Below are 18,533 nucleotides of genomic sequence, written 5' to 3'. Positions count from 1 at the left end.
CGCGCTCCCGGTCTCACAAGGCGAGGAACTCGTTCTGGACCGCCTGGTCCGCTGCGAGCTCGGCCATGGTGCCGGAATAGTGGATGGCGCCACTCTCGATCACATAGGCGCGGTCGGCGATCAGGCGCGCGAAATGCAGGTTCTGCTCGGAGAGGAGGATCGAAAGGCCTTCCTGCTTCAGCAGCAGGATGGCGCGCGCCATGTCCTCGACGATCTTCGGCGCGAGCCCCTCGGAGGGTTCGTCGAGCAGGACGATGGCGGGATTGCCCATCAGCGTCCGCGCGATCGTCAGCATCTGCTGCTCGCCGCCGCTCATCCGCCCGCCCGGCCGGCCGGCCATCTGTCCGAGATTGGGGAAGAGGTCGTAAAGGCGCTTCGGCGTCCATTCGGGCAGGCCTTGGCGCCGCGGCCGGCGGCCGACTTCGAGATTTTCCGCCACCGTGAGGTCGGTGAAGATGCGCCGGTCTTCGGGCACATACCCGATGCCGCGCCGCGCGATCTCGTAGGTGGGCAGGCGGGACAGATCCTCGCCGTCGAGACTGATCGTGCCGCGCCGGTCGGGCACGAGGCCCATGATCGAACGGAAGGTGGTGGACTTGCCCGCGCCGTTGCGCCCGATCAGGGCGACCACCTCGCCGCGGCCGATATCGAGCGAGACCCGGTGCAGGATGTGGGCGGGGCCGTAGAAGCTGTCGAGGCCGTCGAGGACCAGCATCAGGCACGCTCCGTCTGCGCGAGGACCGAGAACACCGTGCCGTCGCCGAGATAGACGGAGCGCACCAGCGGATCGTTGCGGATCGCCTCGGCGTCGCCCTCCGCGATGAGGCGGCCGCGGTCGAGCACCATCAGCCTGTCGGCATGCTCGAACACGACGTCCATGTCGTGCTCGGTGAACAGGATGCCGATGCCGCGCCGGCGCGCAATGTCCGCGGCGAGCGCCATCATGGCGATGCGGGCGCCGGGGGCCATGCCGGCGGTCGGCTCGTCCATCAGCAGCAGCTTCGGCTCGTTCGAAAGCGCCATGGCGAGTTCGAGCCGCTTGAGGTCGCCATAGGCAAGCTCGCCGCAGGGCCGTTCGGCCAGGCCTGAAATGCCGACGAGTTCGAGCAGGTCCCGCGCCTCGTCGCGCTTGAAGCGATCGAGCCGGGCGAGGCGCCGCCAGGCCGTGCCGCTGTGGCTGGCGAGCGCGACCTGGACGTTCTCGACCACCGTCATCGAGCCGAAGGTCGCGGTGATCTGGAAGGTGCGCCCGACCCCGAGCCGCCAGATCGCGGCGGGCGACAGCCCCGCCGTCTCCCGGCCGAACATCAGGATCGAGCCGCGGTCCGGGCGGATCTGGCCGTTGATCATGTTGAAGCAGGTGCTCTTGCCGGCGCCGTTCGGGCCGATGAGCGCCACCATCTCGCCGGCGGCGACGGCGAGCGAGACGTCCTTCACCGCTTCGACGCCGCCATAGGACTTCGCCAGCCCGCGGACTTCGAGGAGCCTGGTCATCGTGCGGTCCCCCGTGCGAAGAGGCTTCGGGGCAGGAGGTCGCGGATGCCGGCGATGCCGCGCGGCAGCAGGACCACGCAGGCGACGATGAGGAGGCCGAGCACGAGCTTGGAGTAATCGGTGACGCTGATCAGCCAGATCGACAGCGCCTTGTAGACGCCGGCGCCGGCGACGGCGCCGGATACGCTGCCCATGCCGCCCAGCAGCACCATGACGAGGCCGTCCACCGAGGTCGAGACGCCGAAGGCGTCCGGGAAGACGCTGCCCTTCAGATAGGCGAAGAGCGCCCCCGAAATGCCCGCCAGGAGGCCGGCGAGCACGAAGGCGGCCCATTGCACCCTGCTGCGCCGGATGCCGATGGCCTCGGCCCGCAATTCGGAATCGCGCACCGCCCGCAGCGCGAAGCCGAACGGCGCGAAGGTGGCGACGCGCAGCAGCGCCACGCCGCAGGCGGCGACCGCGAGGGCGAGCTCGTAGAAGGCCCAGGGTTTCGAGGCCCAGGCGGAGGGCCACACCCCGAGGATGCCGTTGTCGCCCCCGGTGACGTCGACCCATTGCGAGGCGACCGACCAGCAGATCTGGGCGAAGGCCAACGTCAGCATGGCCAGATAGACGCCGGAGAGGCGGACGGCGAACCAGCCGAAGACGACGGCCCCCGCCAGCCCCAGCAGCGGGCCGGCGAGCAGCGCCGTCTCCATCGGCCAGCCGAGCGCGGTCGCCAGCAGCGCCGCGCCGTAGCAGCCGAGACCGAAATAGGCGGCGTGACCGAACGAAACCAGTCCGCCGGTGGAGATGAGGAACTGCAGGCTGGCGGCGTAGAGGACGAAGATGAGGATCTCGCTTCCCACCGACAGCACATAGGGGCCGGCGACGACGGGCAGCAGGCCGGCCAGCACGACGAGGCCGGCGACGGCCAGCCGCCGGGAGGGCACCATCGGGCGCCAGGGACGGATCGACAGGCCGAGCGTCGCGCGGGCCGGCCCGGTGGGGCGGCCGAGCAGGCCCCAGGGCCGCACCACCAGCACCACGGCCATGACGAGGAAGATCAGCACGATCGAGATCTTCGGAAAGGCGAGGATGCCGAAGGCGTTGAGCTCGGAGATCAGCACGGCGGCGATCAGTGCGCCGAATACGCTGCCGAGGCCGCCCGTCACCACGACGATGAAGGCTTCGACGATGATCGACAGGTCCATCTGGTGGGTGACGGCATCGCGCGGGATCTGCAGCGCGCCGCCGAAGGCAGCAAGGCCGACACCGAGCATGAACACGCTGGTGAACAGCCATTTCTGGTTGACCCCGAGCGCCGCCACCATGTCGCGATCCTGCGTCGCCGCCCGCACCAGGATGCCCCAGCGCGTGCGGTTGAACAGCAGCCAGAGGAGGCCCAGCACGATCGGCGAGATCGCGATCAGGAAGAGGTCGTAGGTCGGGATGGCGTGGCCGGCGATGGTGACGGCGCCCTCGAGGCCGGGCGCCCGCGGGCCGAGGAGGTCGTCCGGGCCGAACAGGATGACCACGAGGTCCTCGACGACCAGGGTGACGCCGAAGGTGGCGAGCAGCTGGAATAGTTCCGGCGCCCTGTAGATGCGCCGCAGCAGCGTCATTTCGAGCAGCGCACCAAGCACTGCGACGATCAGCACCGAGGCGAGGATGGAGAACCAGAAGCCGAGCGCGCCCGACAGGGTGTTGGCCAGGATGCAGGCGGCATAGGCGCCGAGCATGTAGAAGGCGCCATGGGCGAAATTGACGATGCGGGTGACGCCGAAGATGATCGACAGGCCCGACGCCACCAGGAAAAGCGACGCCGCCCCGGCAAGGCCGCTCAGGAATTGCGCGATGAAGGTTCCCACGAGGGCCTCTGGGAATGCTGGGTTGCGGACATGGCGGGCTAAGACATGGCGGGCTAAGGGGAATATCCCATGCAAACGGACGTCTTCGCTTGCACTTGACGGATTGCGCCGCCCCTCATCCTCCCCTTCTCCCCGCAGGCGGGGCGAAGGGGAGGCGGGCAACGTGTGTCGATCTCCGGGGTTCGAGATGGAGACCTTTCAGGGCTTTCGCGACACCGAAGCCCCCCGCCCCGCCTGCGGGGAGAGGATGGAGGCGAGAGGCTGCGCCACCTTCGGCGATAGGGTGCCTCCTCCCTCACGGGGCCTTGCGCAGGCCCTTCACGGTGGCATCGTCGGGCAGATAGTCCTTGCCGTTGCGATAGACGAAGTCGGTCATCACGCCGCTGCCGTCCTTGACCGCGGTGGTGCCGACGAAGGCGCCCATGGTCGACTGGTGGTCGATGGCCCGGAACTCGATCGGTCCGAACGGGGTGTCGAGCGGCAGGCCTTCGGCCGCCTTGATCAGCGCGTCGGTGTCGGTCGAGCCGGCCTTGGCGAGGATGGCGGCGGCGGCCTTCATGGTGACGTAGCCGACGATCGAGCCGAGGCGCGGGGAATCGTTGTATTTGGCCTGGTAGGCCTTGAGGAAGGCGTCGTGCTCGGGCGTATGGATGGCGTACCAGGGATAGCCGGTGACGATCCAGCCGGTCGGCGCCTCGTCCTTGAGCGGCGCCAGATATTCCGGCTCGCCGGTGAGGAAGCTCACGATCGAGCGATCCTTGAACAGGCCGCGCGTCGTGCCCTCGCGGACGAACTTCACGAGGTCGCCGCCGAAGGTGACGTTGAGGATGGCGTCCGGCTTGTCGGCGAGCAGCGCCTCGACCACCGGACCGGCGTCGATCTTGCCCTGGGTCGGCCATTGCTCGCCCACCCATTCGATGTCGGGCCGCTTGGCGCTCAGGAGCTGCTTGAACACGGCGACGGCCGATTGGCCGTATTCGTAGTTCGGCGCGACGGTCGCCCAGCGCTTGGCCGGCAGCTTGGCGGCTTCCTCGGCCAGCATGGCCGCCTGCATGTAGTTGGAGGGGCGCAGGCGGAACGTCTCGGCATTGCCCTTGGACCAGGTGATGGCATCCGTCAGCGGCTCGGCCGCCAGGAACATCACCTTCTTCTGCTTGGCGAAGTCGGAGACGGCGAGGCCGACATTGGAGAAGAACGTCCCCATCAGCATCACGGCGCCGTCGCTCGCGGTCAGTTCCCCGGCCGCGCTGATCGCCGTCGCCGGCTTGCCGCCGTCATCCTTGGAGATCACCTCGAGCTGCTTGCCCCCGACGCCGCCCGCCGCGTTGATCTGTTCGAGCGCCAGCTGCCAGCCCTTGCGGTAAGGCTCGGTGAAGGCCGGCAGGCCCGAATAGCTGTTGATCTCGCCGATCTTGATGGTGTCGGCGGCGAAGGACGCCCCGCCGGCGAACAGCGTCGACGCCATCACGGCGGCGACCGCGAGACGAGATAGGATGCGCATGGAGTTCTCCCGCTCTGGATAGGTTGGGTCGAGGATTTTTTGAGCTATGGCGCGTCGTCTATGCGCATGAACATGCAAATCCCGAACAGAACTCCCACCTTGCGATCGGCGGAGCAAGCTCAAAGCTGCGGCATATTCATTCGCATACTAACGAGTTTGGAGCCCATCGGCGGGAATTGTCAAGCGTCGGCCCGCGCCGCGGAAGGGATCAGCGACCACCGCCTTCGCCCAAGGCCTGGAGCAGGCCGCCCAGCACGAGATAGAAGGCGGTGTGGGCGACCGCGAAGGCCGCGATGCCGGCCGGCGCCAGTCCCTCCGCGCCGGCGAAGCCTTCGCCGAGGAGCGGCAGCACCACGCCGGCATTGACCAGCCACACCAGCAACGCCCAGCCCAGCGCCTTCGCCCACCAGACCGCCCTGACGAAAGGAACGGTGAGGCCGTAGGCGAGTGCCATTCCCAGCCCGACAAGGACCTTGAAGCCCGCCATGAAAACGGGTGTATCCGGCGCCGGAAGGGACGATGCGGCCCAGATCCGACCGATGCCGCTCCAACCCGCCGGCTTCGCCAGCCACAGCTTGACCAGCCTCTGGAACCCGCCATGCGCCGTGACGATACCGAGCCGGTCCCACAGGGCCAGGAGGGCGAAATTCACGGTGAGGGCAGCGAGGGCGGCAAACAGGAGACGCGTCCACCGCCGGCATGGCGGCGACGTCGGGTTCCGGAGGCGTCCGGTACGGGAGAGGCAGTCGGGCATCGGCAGGTCCGGATCATGCGGCGCTATGCCGGGAGACGTCGCCAATGCCAGCTCTATTCCCTGGCACACGATATTTTCGCATGCCCGCCCCCTGCCGAGGGGCCCTCACCACCTCAGCAGGCGGCGGCCGAGCAGATATCCGGCCAGCACCACGATCCCGGTCGCGATCGGATACCAGGTGGCGACGAAGAGCGGGCTGTCGTCCGGGCAGTGAGAGGCATAGAGGGTAGCTGCGATGCCGCTGGCGGCAAGTCCCGCGACGGCGCCGCTCAGCCCCGGCCTCTGCGGCGCGCCCTGGCGCAGCACGAAGAGCATGCAGGCCAGCGGCCCGGCGGCCATCAGCGGAATCAGGCTCAGGCAATAGGGCGCGTTCGTGCCGATCCAGCGCGCCTCCCACGTCGAGGGCGGCATGACCGCAAGCTCGGCGATCACCGCGACGCCGAGCAGGACCGGTGCGACGGCGAGCGCCGGGCCCCAGCGACCGGCCGGGACACCCGGCCGGCCGATCCGCGCGACGAGGCCGATCGCGGCGATCGCCAGCGCCAGCGTCACCACGAATTTGAACAGGAAGCGCGCGGTTTCCACCGCATGGGCGATATCCGGCCGAAAGCCGATGCCAGCGAAGAAGATCGCCGCCGCGACCAGGGCGCCGACCACCGTCGCGCCAGCGAGGATGCTGCCGAATCGCCACCGCACCGTCGTGTCCTCGGCGAGGGCCTTGATGAGATCGTCCGTCTTCACCCCGCATCACTCCGATAGAAGGCGGCGAGCGCCTTGAGGGCCCGGTGCAGCGCCACGCGCACGGCTCCTTCCGTCATCCGCAGCCGATCCGCCGTCTCGCGGATGCTGGAACCCTCGACCGAGATCGATTTCACGATCATGCGCTGCTGGTCCTTCAGGTGGCCGAGCATGCGATCGAGGTCGCGCGGATCGAGGCTGTCCGCCGGCGCTTCCGCTTCCAGGGTGTCGACGACGTCCTCGATCGGCACCATGACCCGGCGGCCGCGGCGGCGCAGCGAATCGATCAGCTTGTTGCGCACGATGGTGGAGATCCACGGACCGATCGGACGGGTCTGGTCCCAGGTGCCGCGCTTGAGGTGGATGGTGAGCAGCACTTCCTGCACCACATCCTCCCAATCGCCCGCCGATGCGCCGAACTGCTCGCAGCGCCGGCGCGCCATCGCCCGCACACGCGGCGTCACCGCTTCCAGGAAACGCCGATAGGCCCCGGCATCGCCGGCGATCGCGGCCCGCATCCATATCGCCCACTCCTCTTCGCGCGAACGGCTATGCACGCGCTGTCCTTTCTACGATCCGGGTCCCGGCTTCGTTACGCATAGTCCGCCCATTTTCGATTGTGTAGGCGCCGGCCGAATATTTGCGGGGCCGCCTGTAATATCCGCCCGCCGCCCGCCGTAGACGTCGTCGCGAGCCGATGACGGCTCGCCCTTTCACGGAGAGATCATCATGGACCGTCGCCTCGTTACCGTCACCCTGGCTGCCTCGCTCGTTTCCGCCCTGGCTGCGGCCGTCGCCCCCGTCGCGGCGCAGGCCGCCGACAAGGAGAAGTGCTACGGCGTCGCCCTCAAGGGACAGAACGACTGTGCCGCCGGCTCGCACGACTGCGCCGGCCATTCGACCATCAGCTACGACAAGCAGTCCTTCAAGCTCGTCCCGGCCGGCACCTGCAAGACGATCAAGACGCCGCATGGCCATGGCATGCTGATGCCCGGCAAGGCCTGATTCAGGCTCGGCCGACCGATTTACCCCTTGTTGGAGCTGATCATGACCCGTGTCCCGGCCGTCGCCTTCGCGGCTTCTCTCGCCACCGCCCTCGCCTTGCTGGGCGCCGCATCCCCGGCCCAGGCCGCCGGCAAGGAAAAGTGCTACGGCGTTGCCCTCAAGGGACAGAACGACTGTGCCGCCGGCCCGGGCACGAGCTGTGCCGGCACCTCCCGCATCGACTACCAGGAAAATTCCTGGAAGCTGGTGCCGGCCGGTACCTGCACCTCGATCACGACGCCGAACGGCCACGGCTCCCTGACCCAGGGCAAGGCCCCGGCCTGAGGGGCCGACGACAAGCAGGCGGTGCGGCGGCGATGCCGCGCCGCCTTTCCGGCGATCCCGAAAGGTCCACCATGAAACCGTCCCAGAAACCTTCACAGCTCCCCCGCCGCGCCGGCGTCGGCTTCAAGCCAGAGCATTTCCACGCGATCAATGCCGGGCCGCAGCCGATCGGCTTCTTCGAGGTGCATGCCGAGAACTATATGGGTGCCGGCGGGCCGCCCCATGCCCAGCTCGGGCGCCTGCGCGAGGACTACGCCCTCTCCATCCACGGCGTCGGCCTGTCGATCGGCTCGACGCAGCCGCTCGACCGCGACCACCTCGCCCGGCTGAAGACGCTGTGCGCCCGCTACGAGCCGGAGAGCTTTTCCGAGCATCTGGCCTGGTCGAGCCATGACACCGTCTTCCTCAACGACCTCCTGCCCCTGCCCTATACGGCGCAGACCCTCCGGCACATCGCCGCGCATATCGACGAGGTCCAGGACTGCCTCGGGCGGCAGATGCTGCTCGAAAATCCCGCTACCTATCTCCTGTTCGAGGAGAGCACCATTCCCGAGACGGAATTCCTCGCCGAGATCGTGCGCCGCACCGGCTGCGGCCTGCTTCTCGACGTCAACAACGTCTTCGTGGCTTCGACCAATCACGGGCAGGATCCGCGCAGCTATCTCGCCGCCTTTCCCGTCGGGGCCGTGCGCGAGATCCATCTCAGCGGGCATTCCGAGACGGTCGACGACATCGGGGCGCCGCTGCTGATCGATTCGCACGATACGCCGGTGAAGGACCCCGTCTGGGCCCTCTACGAGGCATTGCTGGCGAGGACGGGCCCGGTGGCGAGCCTGGTCGAATGGGACAACGACGTTCCGCAATGGCCGGTGCTGCGCCGCGAGGCCGAGGCGGCGCAAGTCCTGCTCGACGCGGCCCGCCGGCGCGCGGCGGCATGAGGCGCCGTGTCGGCCGGCGATGAATCCCTCGCGGGCGGCGGCTTGCATCGGCTCAGCGCCGGCCGGCATTCGCCGCCGTCTGCCCGAACAGGATCTTCTTTCCCTCTTCGGTGACGGTGGGGCGGCTGCGATAGGGCTCGCCCCTGGCATAGGCGCGGATGGTCGCCGGGCGGGCGCCGACGGCTTCGAACCAGTGGTGAAGGTCGGGAAAATCCTCCAGCCTCTGCTGCTGGCGCTGCCACGGCACGATCCAGGGATAGGCGGCCATGTCGGCGATCGTATAGTCGTCACCGGCGATGAAGGCGCGCCCGGCCAGCCGGCGGTCGAGGACGCCGTAGAGGCGGTTGGTCTCGTTGACGTAGCGCGCGATGGCGTAGGGCAGCTTCTCCGGCGCATAGGTGCCGAAATGATGATTCTGCCCGGCCATCGGGCCGAGACCGCCCATCTGCCAGAACAGCCATTCGGTGACGGTCTTGCGCCCCCTGACATCGGCCGGCAGGAACCGGCCGGTCTTCTCGGCGAGATAGAGCAGGATGGCGCCCGACTCGAACACGCTGATCGGCTCGCCGCCGTCGGCCGGTGCGGTGTCGATGATCGCCGGCATGCGGTTGTTCGGCGAGAACGCCAGGAAATCGGGCTTGAACTGGTCACCGGCGCTGATGTCCACCGGATGGATCCGATAGTCGAGCCCGGCCTCTTCGAGGAACAGCGTGATCTTGTGCCCGTTGGGCGTCGGCCAGTAATAGAGTTCGATCATGGCTGGATCGCTCCTTTCATGGGGAGATCGAGGAGGAAGAAAACCGGCCGGAGGAGACCTTCGAACAGGTCGCGATCGGGCCGCGCGCGGGCGAGGACGCGTATGCCGAGGAGGACGCCCATCAGGAGGCGGCCGAGATCCTCGGCGCTCTGGGCGCTCGTGATGGTGCCGTCCTTCTGGCCCGCCTCGACGCAGCGCCGGAAGAAGGCCTCGATGCGCATGAGCACGTCGGCAACCGCATGCTGGAATTCCGGGTCGTGAGGCGCGACTTCGAGCGCCGAATTGACGAGCATGCAGCCCCGGCGCCCGGCATCGCAGGAACGCTCGACGATCTCGTCGAAGAACGCACCGATGGCCTGCCGCGGCGCCAGGCGGCCCTCGAAGCGGCGGACCCGGTCGCCGAAACTGTTCTCGATATAGAAATCGAGGGCCCGCCGATACAAAGCGCGCTTGTCGCCGAAAGCGTTGTAGAGGCTGGCGCCGGTCAACCCCATGGCTTCGGCAAGATCGCGCACCGAGGTCGCTTCGTAGCCGTGCTCCCAGAAACGCTGCATCGCCCTGTCGAGAACGGCGGTTTCGTCGAATTGCCTGGGGCGAGCCATTCACGTCCTTGTCAGTCGCGCCGCGAAGGGAGGCTGTTGCCATCCTTCGGTTTCCCCGTCATTCTAAAGCGAACGATCTAAAACTCAAGGAGGCGCGCCATGGCAAGACGACGGCTTCGAGCCTCGCGGAATTTTTGGGTCGTCAATCTTTCGTAGGGAGATTCTCGTTTCCTATCGAACCGCCGATGCCGCTGGCCAAAGGAGTTCCCGTTGATCCGTTTCTATTTCCACCCCACGCCCAATCCGCTCAAGATCGCGCTGTTCCTGGAAGAAGCCGGTCTGCCCTATGAGGTGGTGCCCGTCGACACCAGGAAGGGCGAGCAGCATGCGCCTTCCTTCCGGCAGATCAATCCCAACGGCAAGCTGCCGGCGATCGTCGATACGGAAGGCCCCGGCGGAACCGAAGCGCGGGTGTTCGATTCCGGCGCCATCCTGCTCTATCTTGGCGAGAAGACGGGCCGCTTCATCGGCACGCCGGCCGATCGCCCGGAACTCCTGTCCTGGCTTTTCTTCGTCGCGACGGGTATCGGCCCCTATTCCGGCCAGGCCGTGCATTTCCAGCATGCGGTGCCCGAGCCGATTCCCTATGCGGTGAACCGCTATCGCCGCGAGGTGCAGCGGCACTACCACGTGCTCGATACCCATCTCGAAGGGCGCGACTTCATTCTCGGCAACGACTATTCGATCGCCGATATGTCGGCGTGGGGCTGGCTCGACCGTGCGCCCCGCGTGCTGCCGGGCGAGGCGGATCCCGTGGCCGCCTTCCCGAACCTCAAGCGCCTGATGCAGGCGATCGAAGCCCGCCCCGCCGCCGCCCGCGCCCGGGCCGTCGGTTCGGACCATACCTTCAAGCAGACGATGGACGAGGATGCGTTGCGGGCCATGTTCCCATCCAACTATCCAGCCGCAGCGTCTTGAGGCCGTCCGGCGCCGCCGGCGCGCGGACTTGGATCACAGGAGATCGATCGATGACGAAATTTGCTCTCTATGTCGAACTCAAGGCCAAGCCGGGCAAGGAGGAGGACGTCGCCGCCTTCCTCGCCGGCGCGCAGGGCCTCGTCGAAGCCGAGCCCGACACCGTCGCCTGGTTCGCCGTCCGCTTCGACAAGGATACCTTCGCCATTTTCGACGCTTTCGACAGCGAGGCCGGCCGGGAGGCCCATCTCGGCGGCCGCGTCGCGGCGGCCCTGATGGCGGGCGCGGAAGAACTCCTCGCCGTCGCCCCGCAGATCCGGCAGCCGACCGTGCTGGCCGATAAATTGCCGGGCTGAGCCTGTTCCCGGGAGAGCGGATTTCCAGTCCGCTCTTCGTCTCCGTGCCCGCGGCGACAGGGCCTCAGCCCTCTCCCTTCAGCGAGCGGCGCCAATCCTGGTACTCGGCCGTGGTCTTCCCGTCGGGCGGGTAGAGCCCCGGCAGCCTGCGCCCGGCATTGACCTGATCGAGGATCCACTCCTCCAGCATCTCGGCCTCCTGGCCGGCCTCGACGACGGCCTCGACCAGCGCCTTCGGGATGACGACGGCGCCGTCCTGGTCGGCGACCAGGATGTCGTCCGGGAACACGGCCACGCCGCCGCAGCCGATCGGCTGCTGCCAGTCGACGAAGGTCAGCTGGGCGACCGAAGGCGGCGCGGCGATGCCGGAGCACCACACCGGCAGGCCCGTCTTCAGCACGCCTTCGACGTCGCGCACGGCGCCGTCGGTAACGAGGCCGGCCACGCCGCGCCGGACCATGCGCGCGCAGAGGATGTCGCCGAAGATGCCGGCGTCGCGGATGCCGCAGGACGAGACCACCGCGACCGCTCCCTCCGGCATCTCCTCGATGGCGAAACGCGTCGAGCGGGGAGACGACAGCGATTCCGGCGTGGCGAGGTCCTCGCGGCCGGGCACGAAGCGCAGGGTGAAGGCGGGACCGACGATGCGGGCCTGCTGCGGCCTCAGGGTCGAGGCGCCGCGCAGCCAGACATTGCGCAGGCCCTTCTTCAGGAGAACCGTCGTGATCGTCGCCGTCGATAGCGAACCAAGCGCTTCCAGCGTGCCTCTTTCCATCGCTCCCCTCGACTACTGCCTGAAACCCGGTATTTCGAACAGGTCGTCACCGAGCCGATGATCGGGTCCACGGCGCCCGCAGGGCCGTTCGCGCCGCTCTCCCGCCCTTGCTAGCCAGCGGCACGCTAGGACGGCGTATAAGTTTGACTTATGCAGCCAGGCCTCGCTCACGCTCCGCTCCGGATCTGCCGGCCCAGGGCGATCGAGGATTCCAGCCAGGGCGCATGCGTGCGGATCATCGGCATGAGTTCGTCCGACAGCAGCCCCACGGTGAAATCCGCCGTCTCGCGCGGCACCCGCGCCAGCTCGCGCAGGCGCGAGATCAGCGAGAGCCGCCGCTTGAAGCCGGGCCCGGGCAGCGGCAGGCAGATGAAATGGCGGATGAGATCGCCCGCCTCGAAGATGCAGAGCGGCGTGGTGATCGCCCACGCCCCTCCCCGCGCCACCGTCGCGGCCACGCCGAAAGGCGTATCGAACTCGAAGGTCCGCGGCAGTTCGAGGCCGACCCGGCGCAGATGGCGGTCGATGGAGACGCCGATCTTCCGGCGCGGATGATAGCGCACCAGCGCCAGCGACCGACTCATCTCCGCCAGCGCCTCCACCGTGGCCGGCGGCGGCGTTCCGGGCGGGGCGATCAAAAGATAGGGTTCCTCGATCAGCGGCCACGTCTCCAGACCGTCGAGCGTGTCAAATTCGTCGACGCCCAGCAGGATATCGATGCGGCGGCCGAGAATGTCGTCGACATGCGAGGAGGTCAGGCCGGAGACGAAGGAGACGTGGTCGGCGAGCGCCAGGAGATGGTCGGGCAGGCGCGGCACCAGCAGCCTCGAGAAGGAATCGATGAGCCCGACGCGGATCAGCGGCAGCCGGCCGCGCCTCACCTCCTGCAGCAGCGGGGCGATCTGCCGGGCGTCGGCGAGAAGCGCGCTGGCACGCTGGCGCAGCACGACGCCGCTCAGCGTCAGGCCGAGGGGCCTGACGTCGCGGTCGAAAAGATTTGTCTTGGTGCGCTGCTCGAGATCGTTGATGGTTTGCGAGACGGCGGACTGCGTCAGCCCGAGCGCCCGGGCGGCCGCGGACATGGTTCCGTTGTCGCAGACGCTCAGGAAGACTTCGAGCGAGCGCAGTTCGAAAGGCAGCGTATCCATGGACGCCCCGGACATTATCAAAACTTATAGTATCCAGAAATCCGGCGCCGCATAGCCTGCATGAGAAGGCCGATCAACGGCCAGGCGACGGACGGAGGAGACGATGCGTAACAACAGGCGGGCTTTGCGTGTGGGGCTGGCGTTCTCGGCGCTCCTGCTGGCGTCATCGGCCGTGAGGGCGGATGACTATGTCGACAAGGCGAAGACCTATATCGCCTCGATCACCAAGGCCGGTGCCGGCTGGACCGGCCCGACAACGGGGCCGGCGGCGCAGGGGCACCGGCTCGTCGTTTTCGTGAACTACGACCAGCGCAACAGCGGCGGGCGCGCCGTCGGCGAGTTCGCGGGCGAGGCCGCCAAGATCATGGGCTGGGACTATCGCGTGCTGGACGGCCAGGGCACCGTCTCCGGCCAGACCACCGCGATGAACCAGGCGATCGCCCTGAAGCCGGACGGTATCATTCTCGGCTCGGTCGACGCCCTCGAGCATAATCCGGAGATCACCCAGGCGGTCAACCAGGGCATCAAGGTGGTGTCGTGGCATTCGGGCACGACGGCCGGCAAGCTCGCGGGATCGCCGATCTTCACCAATGTCACCACCGATCCGACCGAGGTCGCCCGCGCGGCCGGCCTCTATGCCGTCGCCGATTCCAACGGCACCGCCCAGGTCGTGCTGTTCACCGACAGCGCCTACCAGATCTGCGTCATCAAGACGAATGCCGAGAAGGCCGCCGTCGAGGGCTGCAAGACCTGCAAGGTGCTGGCTGTCGAAGACACGCCGCTCGGCGAGGCGTCCACCCGCATGCCGCAGCTCACCGCGACGCTCGTCGCCAAATATGGCGACAAGTGGACCCATTCGATCGGCATCAACGACCTTTATTTCGACTATATGGCGCCCTCGCTGCAGGCGGCCGGCCTCGACGGCGCCGGCAAGCCCCGCAACATCTCGGCGGGCGACGGTTCCGAATCCGCCTTCCAGCGCATCCAGTCCAACCAGTTCCAGATGGGCACCGTGGCCGAGCCGTTGCGCCTTCACGGCTTCCAGGTCGTCGACGAGCTGAACCGCGCCTTCGCCGGCGCGCCGCCGAGCGGCTACCAGGCCCCGGTGCATCTCTTCACGCCGGAGAATGTCGGCAGCGACCGTGGCCCCGGCGGCATCTACGATCCGGCGAACGGCTATGAGCAGGTCTATCGCAAGATCTGGGGCAAGACCGCGGGCTGACGAGCACCACGGCCGCCCCGTCCGGCTCCGGGCGGGGCGGGGCGGGGCGGAATAACGACAAACGCAACGTACGAGGAAACGATGGCAGATTTCGAAGCACCGCAATATGCAAAGAACATGCGCCTGATCGGCCACAGCGACCAGGGCGGACGTCCCGACGCCGTCCAGGTCATGGTCGAACGCGGCTTCGCCTATGTCGGCCATCTCTTTTCGAACGGCGTCGGCGTCATCGACGTCCGCGATCCCCGCAATCCGGCCTTCGTCGAGTTCATCCCGGCGCCCCCCAATACCTGGAACCTGCATGTGCAGGCGCATGAGGACCTGCTCCTCGTGGTGCACGCCAAGAACATGTGGGCGCAGGCCGAACTCGCCGACGAGCGCAACTACTACCGCGCCAAGACCGACGACATCCACGCCCATGCGCGCAAGAGCGAGGACAAGGCCGCCTGGTCGGCGGGCATGGCCGTCTACGACATCTCGACGCCGGGCAAGCCGAAGAAGATCGGCTTCATGCCGATCAAGGGCGGCGGCCTCCACCGCATCTGGTATGTCGGCGGGCGCTGGGCCTACGCCTCGGCCTTCATCGAAGGCTTCAGCGACTACATCATGATCACCATCGACATGGCGGACCCGGCCAATCCGCGCGAGGCCGGGCGCTTCTGGCTGCCGGGCATGAATCTTGCCGCCGGCGAGACGCCGAACTGGCCGCTGAAGTCCGGCCGCTTCGGCTGCCATCATCCGATCGTCGCCGGCGACATCGCCTATTGCAGCTGGCGCGACGCCTGCCTCGCCATCGTCGACGTGAAGGACCGCTCGGCGCCGAAGCTGATCACCCACAGGATGTGGTCGCAGGGCGTCGGCGGCGCCACCCACAACTGCCTGCCCTTGCCCGACCGCGACCTGCTGATGGTGCTCGACGAAGCCACGCTCGACAATATGGAGGACGGCTACAAGCCGATCTGGGTCTTCGACATCAAGGATCCCTCGGAGCCGCGATGCCTGTCCACCCTGCCGACCCCGTCCGACCGCAACTATGTCGAGGTCGGCGGCCATTTCGGCCCGCACAACATCTATGAGAACCGGCCGGGCCACTTCGTCAGCTCCGACATCGTGTTCACCACCTACCAGAATGCCGGCGTGCGCGTCTTCGACATCCGCAACCAGTATGCGCCGGTCGAAGTCGGCGCCATGGTCGTGGCGCCGCCGAAGACGCTGGTGGATCCCCGGCCGAACCGCCCGCTCGTGCTGCATGCCGCCGATGTGTTCGTCGACAAGGACGGCCTGATCTACGCGACCGACTTCAGCGTCGGCCTCTACGTCATGGAATATGGCGGCTGACCGCGGGCGGAAGACACAAGGCGCGGCGGGAGGGGCGATCACCGATCGCCCTTCCTGGAAACAGCGAACCGGCAGGAAAGGAAGAGGTCGATCGGTGATCGCCCCCCCGATCGCGCCCTTTTTTTCGCGCATGGGGGGACGAGACGCCGACGCTCCCACGAAAATGCGCGCACCGGCCCACCGTGGAGAAGACGATGCCGACAGCAAGCTCTCTCGCGGGAGCCGTGAAGCAGGCCAACGATGCGGTTCCCGTCCTCGCCGTGCGCCATATCTCGAAGCGCTTCGGCGGCACGCAGGCGCTGCGCGATGTCGGTCTCGAGCTCGAGGCCGGCTCCGTCCTTGCCCTGCTCGGCGAGAACGGCGCCGGCAAGTCGACCCTGATCAAGATCCTCGCCGGGGTGCACATGCCCGACGAGGGCGATATCCTCTATCGCGGATCGCCGACCACCGCCTCGCAAGTGCCGATCGCCTTCATCCACCAGGATCTCGGCCTGATCGAGTGGATGACGGTGGCCGAGAACATCTGCCTCGCCCTCGGCTATCCCCGGCGCTGGGGCGTCATCCATTTCGGCGACATGCGGGCGCGCGCCCGCCACGCCCTCGACGAGATCGGCGTCGCCATCGATCCCGACACCCGTATCGAGGATCTGTCCCGCACCGAAAAGGCATTGGTCGCCGTCAGCCGCGCCTTGGCCTCCGATGCCGAGATCGTGGTGATGGACGAGCCGACCGCGAGCCTGCCGGCCAACGAGGTCGAGCGCCTGTTCGCGGGCATCCGGCGCCTGAGGAGCCGCGGCGTGGCGGTCATCTATGTCTCGCACCGCCTCGACGAGGTCTTCGAGATCGCCGACCGCATGGTCGTGCTCCGGGACGGGCGGGTGGCGGGCCGCAGCCTCGTCGGCGCGATCACGCCCCAGGACGTGGTGATCCAGATCGTCGGACGGGAGCCCTCGCAGGTCTTCCGTCGCGCCAGCAGCGAGATCGGCTCGCCCCGCATGCGGCTGTCCGAGGTCGAACTCGACGGCGTCGGCCCGCTGACCTGCGATTTCAACCGCGGCGAGGTGGTCGGCCTCGTCGGCCTGCGCGGAGCCGGACACGAACGCATCGGCCAGGCCCTTTTCGGGCTCGTGCCGATCGCGTCGGGCACCGTCACGCTCGACGGCGTGCCCATCGCCCCGACATCGCCGCGCGAGGCGATGAATGCCGGCATCGAGCTGATCTGGGGCGACCGCAACAACGGCTCGGTGGTGCCGGGCCTCACGGTCAAGGAAAACCTCTTCCTCAACCAGACCGTCGCCGGCCTCGGTACCTTCTCCTATGTATCGCCCCGCGGCGAGGACAGGCAGGCCGCCGATCTCGGACGCAAGGTCGGCCTCAGGCCGAACAATCCGCATCTGCCGATCGAGGCCCTGTCCGGCGGCAACCAGCAGAAGGTCATCGTCGGGCGATGGCTGAGCCTGAAGGGCAAGGTCTACATCTTCGAGGATCCCACGGCCGGCGTCGACGTCGGCGCCAAGGCCGACATCTACCAGCTGTTCAACGTCGCCCTGGCCGCCGGTGCGGCGATCGTCATCGTCTCCACCGATTTCGAGGAGGTCGCCAATGTCTGCCACCGGGCGCTCGTCTTCGACCGGGGGCGGGTGGTGGCCGAGATCGCCGGCGAAGAATTGACCGCCCGTTCCCTTCTCGCCGCCGCCTCGGCCGGCGAATTCTCCCCCTCTCCGAAAGGCTGACCCAATGCAGTCCCTCAAATCGCGTGCGCTGGAGCCGACCAGGTCGGAGCTCGCCGCCATGTCGAGGAGCGAGGCGCTCATCCGGCTCGTGCCGGTCTACGGCCTGCCGCTGCTCGCCATCGCCCTCGCCGTCTTCTTCTCCATCCTCCTGCCCGACACTTTCCCGACGATGTTCAACGTCCGCTCGATCATGAGCGACAAGGCCATCGTCGCCCTGCTGGCGCTCGCCGCCATGCTGCCGATGATCGCCGGCCGCATCGACCTCACCATCGGCTACGGCATCGTGCTCTGGCACATCCTGGCGATCAGCCTGCAGACGGTCTACGGCCTGCCCTGGCCGGCCAGCGTCGCCATCGTGCTCGGCTGCGGCCTCCTCGCCGGCCTCGTCAACGGCATCCTGGTCGAAGTCGCCCAGATCGATTCCTTCATCGCCACGCTCGGGACGGGAACCGTGCTCTATGCCCTCGCGCTGTGGCACACCGGCGGCAGGCAGGTCGTCGGCACGCTGCCGAAGGCCTTTCTCGACATCAACGCGCTGTTCGTCTTCGGCCTGCCGATCACCGCCTTCTACGTGCTGGGGCTCGCCGTGGTGCTCTGGCTGATCGCCGAACGCCTGCCCCTCGGCCGCCAGCTCTACGCCATCGGCGCGAGCCCGAAGGCCGCGGCGCTCAACGGCATTCCAGTACGGCGCTATGTGATGCTGACCTTCGTCGCCTCGGGCTTCCTCACCGCCGCCACCGGCGTGATCCTTGCCGCCAAGCTGCGCATCGGACAGGCCGGCGTCGGCCTCGAATATCTGCTGCCGGCGCTCGTCGGCGCCTTCCTGGGCTCGACCACCATCAAGCCAGGCCGGGTCAATGTCTGGGGTACCGTCGTCGCCGTGCTGGTACTGGCGATCGGCATCTCCGGCATCCAGCAGCTCGGCGGCGAGTTCTTCGTCGAGCCCCTCTTCAACGGCGGCACGCTGATCATCGCCATCGCCCTCGCCGGCTACGCCCAGCGCAACAAGCGCAGCATCAAGGCCAGGGTCTCGAAGGAATAGAGCGTGGCGAGGCGGCGTGTTCCCATCGCGCGGGCCTGCCG

General features: G+C 67.7%; 20 protein-coding genes. 9 read left to right on the top strand and 11 right to left on the bottom strand.

The window, feature by feature from the left end:
- Window positions 1–13: 13 nt before the first annotated feature.
- The 7 genes from J3R73_RS12610 to J3R73_RS12580 all read right to left on the bottom strand — a co-directional run bounded on the left by J3R73_RS12610 (window position 14) and on the right by J3R73_RS12580 (window position 6,894).
- Entirely contained in the window at window positions 14–718 is a 705-nt protein-coding gene (locus J3R73_RS12610) for an ABC transporter ATP-binding protein (RefSeq protein ID WP_370880080.1), read from the bottom strand.
- A complete protein-coding gene (locus tag J3R73_RS12605) occupies window positions 715–1,494 on the bottom strand; it encodes an ABC transporter ATP-binding protein (protein ID WP_307427114.1) in 780 nt (259 codons plus the stop codon). The genes J3R73_RS12610 and J3R73_RS12605 overlap by 4 nt, the downstream gene beginning before the upstream one ends.
- Window positions 1,491–3,344, bottom strand: coding sequence for an ABC transporter permease (locus J3R73_RS12600; RefSeq protein WP_307427111.1), 1,854 nt, complete (start codon window positions 3,342–3,344; stop codon window positions 1,491–1,493). Before J3R73_RS12600 ends, J3R73_RS12605 begins: the two co-directional genes overlap by 4 nt.
- A 295-nt stretch (window positions 3,345–3,639) precedes the next feature.
- Window positions 3,640–4,845 carry an ABC transporter substrate-binding protein gene (locus tag J3R73_RS12595; RefSeq protein ID WP_370879901.1) on the bottom strand — a complete coding sequence of 402 codons (1,206 nt, stop codon included), beginning with the start codon at window positions 4,843–4,845 and terminating at the stop codon, window positions 3,640–3,642.
- A 208-nt stretch (window positions 4,846–5,053) separates the two neighbouring features.
- Complete coding sequence (locus J3R73_RS12590) at window positions 5,054–5,644, bottom strand: hypothetical protein (RefSeq protein ID WP_307427108.1); 591 nt, start codon at window positions 5,642–5,644, stop codon at window positions 5,054–5,056.
- 60 nt (window positions 5,645–5,704) lie between these two features.
- Window positions 5,705–6,340, bottom strand: a complete 636-nt coding sequence (locus J3R73_RS12585; protein ID WP_307427105.1) for an NrsF family protein — start codon at window positions 6,338–6,340, stop codon at window positions 5,705–5,707.
- On the bottom strand, window positions 6,337–6,894 hold the full coding sequence (locus tag J3R73_RS12580; RefSeq protein ID WP_307427103.1) for a sigma-70 family RNA polymerase sigma factor: 558 nt from the start codon (window positions 6,892–6,894) through the stop codon (window positions 6,337–6,339). The genes J3R73_RS12585 and J3R73_RS12580 overlap by 4 nt, the downstream gene beginning before the upstream one ends.
- Before the next feature lie 172 nt (window positions 6,895–7,066).
- Between J3R73_RS12580 and J3R73_RS12575 the strand changes: the two genes are divergently transcribed.
- From J3R73_RS12575 to bufB, 3 genes are all read left to right on the top strand, one after another.
- Window positions 7,067–7,342: a BufA1 family periplasmic bufferin-type metallophore gene (locus J3R73_RS12575; protein WP_307427099.1), complete on the top strand. Its 276-nt coding sequence runs from the start codon at window positions 7,067–7,069 to the stop codon at window positions 7,340–7,342.
- Between the two features lie 42 nt (window positions 7,343–7,384).
- On the top strand, window positions 7,385–7,666 hold the full coding sequence (locus tag J3R73_RS12570; RefSeq protein ID WP_307427096.1) for a BufA1 family periplasmic bufferin-type metallophore: 282 nt from the start codon (window positions 7,385–7,387) through the stop codon (window positions 7,664–7,666).
- Between the two features lie 71 nt (window positions 7,667–7,737).
- Entirely contained in the window at window positions 7,738–8,604 is an 867-nt protein-coding gene (gene bufB / locus J3R73_RS12565; RefSeq protein WP_307427092.1) for an MNIO family bufferin maturase, read from the top strand.
- A 52-nt stretch (window positions 8,605–8,656) separates the two neighbouring features.
- Here bufB and J3R73_RS12560 read toward each other — a convergent pair whose 3' ends face one another.
- Together J3R73_RS12560 and J3R73_RS12555 are read right to left on the bottom strand one after the other, a co-directional pair.
- Window positions 8,657–9,361: a glutathione binding-like protein gene (locus J3R73_RS12560; protein WP_307427090.1), complete on the bottom strand. Its 705-nt coding sequence runs from the start codon at window positions 9,359–9,361 to the stop codon at window positions 8,657–8,659.
- Window positions 9,358–9,963, bottom strand: coding sequence for a TetR/AcrR family transcriptional regulator (locus tag J3R73_RS12555; RefSeq protein WP_307427087.1), 606 nt, complete (start codon window positions 9,961–9,963; stop codon window positions 9,358–9,360). Before J3R73_RS12555 ends, J3R73_RS12560 begins: the two co-directional genes overlap by 4 nt.
- Window positions 9,964–10,173: 210 nt before the next feature.
- Here J3R73_RS12555 and J3R73_RS12550 point away from each other — a divergent pair, with 210 nt between their 5' ends.
- Together J3R73_RS12550 and J3R73_RS12545 are read left to right on the top strand one after the other, a co-directional pair.
- Window positions 10,174–10,881 carry a glutathione S-transferase family protein gene (locus J3R73_RS12550; RefSeq protein ID WP_307427085.1) on the top strand — a complete coding sequence of 236 codons (708 nt, stop codon included), beginning with the start codon at window positions 10,174–10,176 and terminating at the stop codon, window positions 10,879–10,881.
- Window positions 10,882–10,931: 50 nt separating this feature from the next.
- Window positions 10,932–11,234: a putative quinol monooxygenase gene (locus tag J3R73_RS12545; RefSeq protein WP_307427082.1), complete on the top strand. Its 303-nt coding sequence runs from the start codon at window positions 10,932–10,934 to the stop codon at window positions 11,232–11,234.
- A gap of 64 nt (window positions 11,235–11,298) precedes the next feature.
- On the opposite strand, the gene J3R73_RS12540 is transcribed toward J3R73_RS12545, so the two are convergent.
- Both J3R73_RS12540 and J3R73_RS12535 read right to left on the bottom strand, forming a co-directional pair.
- Complete coding sequence (locus J3R73_RS12540; protein WP_307427079.1) at window positions 11,299–12,009, bottom strand: ribonuclease activity regulator RraA; 711 nt, start codon at window positions 12,007–12,009, stop codon at window positions 11,299–11,301.
- A gap of 167 nt (window positions 12,010–12,176) precedes the next feature.
- Window positions 12,177–13,157: a LysR family transcriptional regulator gene (locus J3R73_RS12535; RefSeq protein ID WP_307427076.1), complete on the bottom strand. Its 981-nt coding sequence runs from the start codon at window positions 13,155–13,157 to the stop codon at window positions 12,177–12,179.
- A 103-nt stretch (window positions 13,158–13,260) separates the two neighbouring features.
- On the opposite strand from J3R73_RS12535, the gene J3R73_RS12530 reads away from it, so the two are divergent.
- From J3R73_RS12530 to J3R73_RS12515, 4 genes are all read left to right on the top strand, one after another.
- Window positions 13,261–14,379, top strand: coding sequence for a substrate-binding domain-containing protein (locus tag J3R73_RS12530; protein WP_307427073.1), 1,119 nt, complete (start codon window positions 13,261–13,263; stop codon window positions 14,377–14,379).
- Between the two features lie 81 nt (window positions 14,380–14,460).
- A complete protein-coding gene (locus J3R73_RS12525; protein ID WP_307427070.1) occupies window positions 14,461–15,717 on the top strand; it encodes an LVIVD repeat-containing protein in 1,257 nt (418 codons plus the stop codon).
- 194 nt (window positions 15,718–15,911) lie between these two features.
- Window positions 15,912–17,450 carry a sugar ABC transporter ATP-binding protein gene (locus J3R73_RS12520; RefSeq protein ID WP_307427067.1) on the top strand — a complete coding sequence of 513 codons (1,539 nt, stop codon included), beginning with the start codon at window positions 15,912–15,914 and terminating at the stop codon, window positions 17,448–17,450.
- Window positions 17,451–17,454: 4 nt separating this feature from the next.
- Complete coding sequence (locus J3R73_RS12515) at window positions 17,455–18,492, top strand: ABC transporter permease (protein WP_307427065.1); 1,038 nt, start codon at window positions 17,455–17,457, stop codon at window positions 18,490–18,492.
- Window positions 18,493–18,533 lie beyond the last annotated feature (41 nt).

This window comes from Labrys monachus (assembly GCF_030814655.1).
GTDB lineage: Bacteria > Pseudomonadota > Alphaproteobacteria > Rhizobiales > Labraceae > Labrys > Labrys monacha.
Note: the sequence above shows the minus strand (reverse complement) of the source record. Positions and strands in the feature narration are given on the sequence as shown.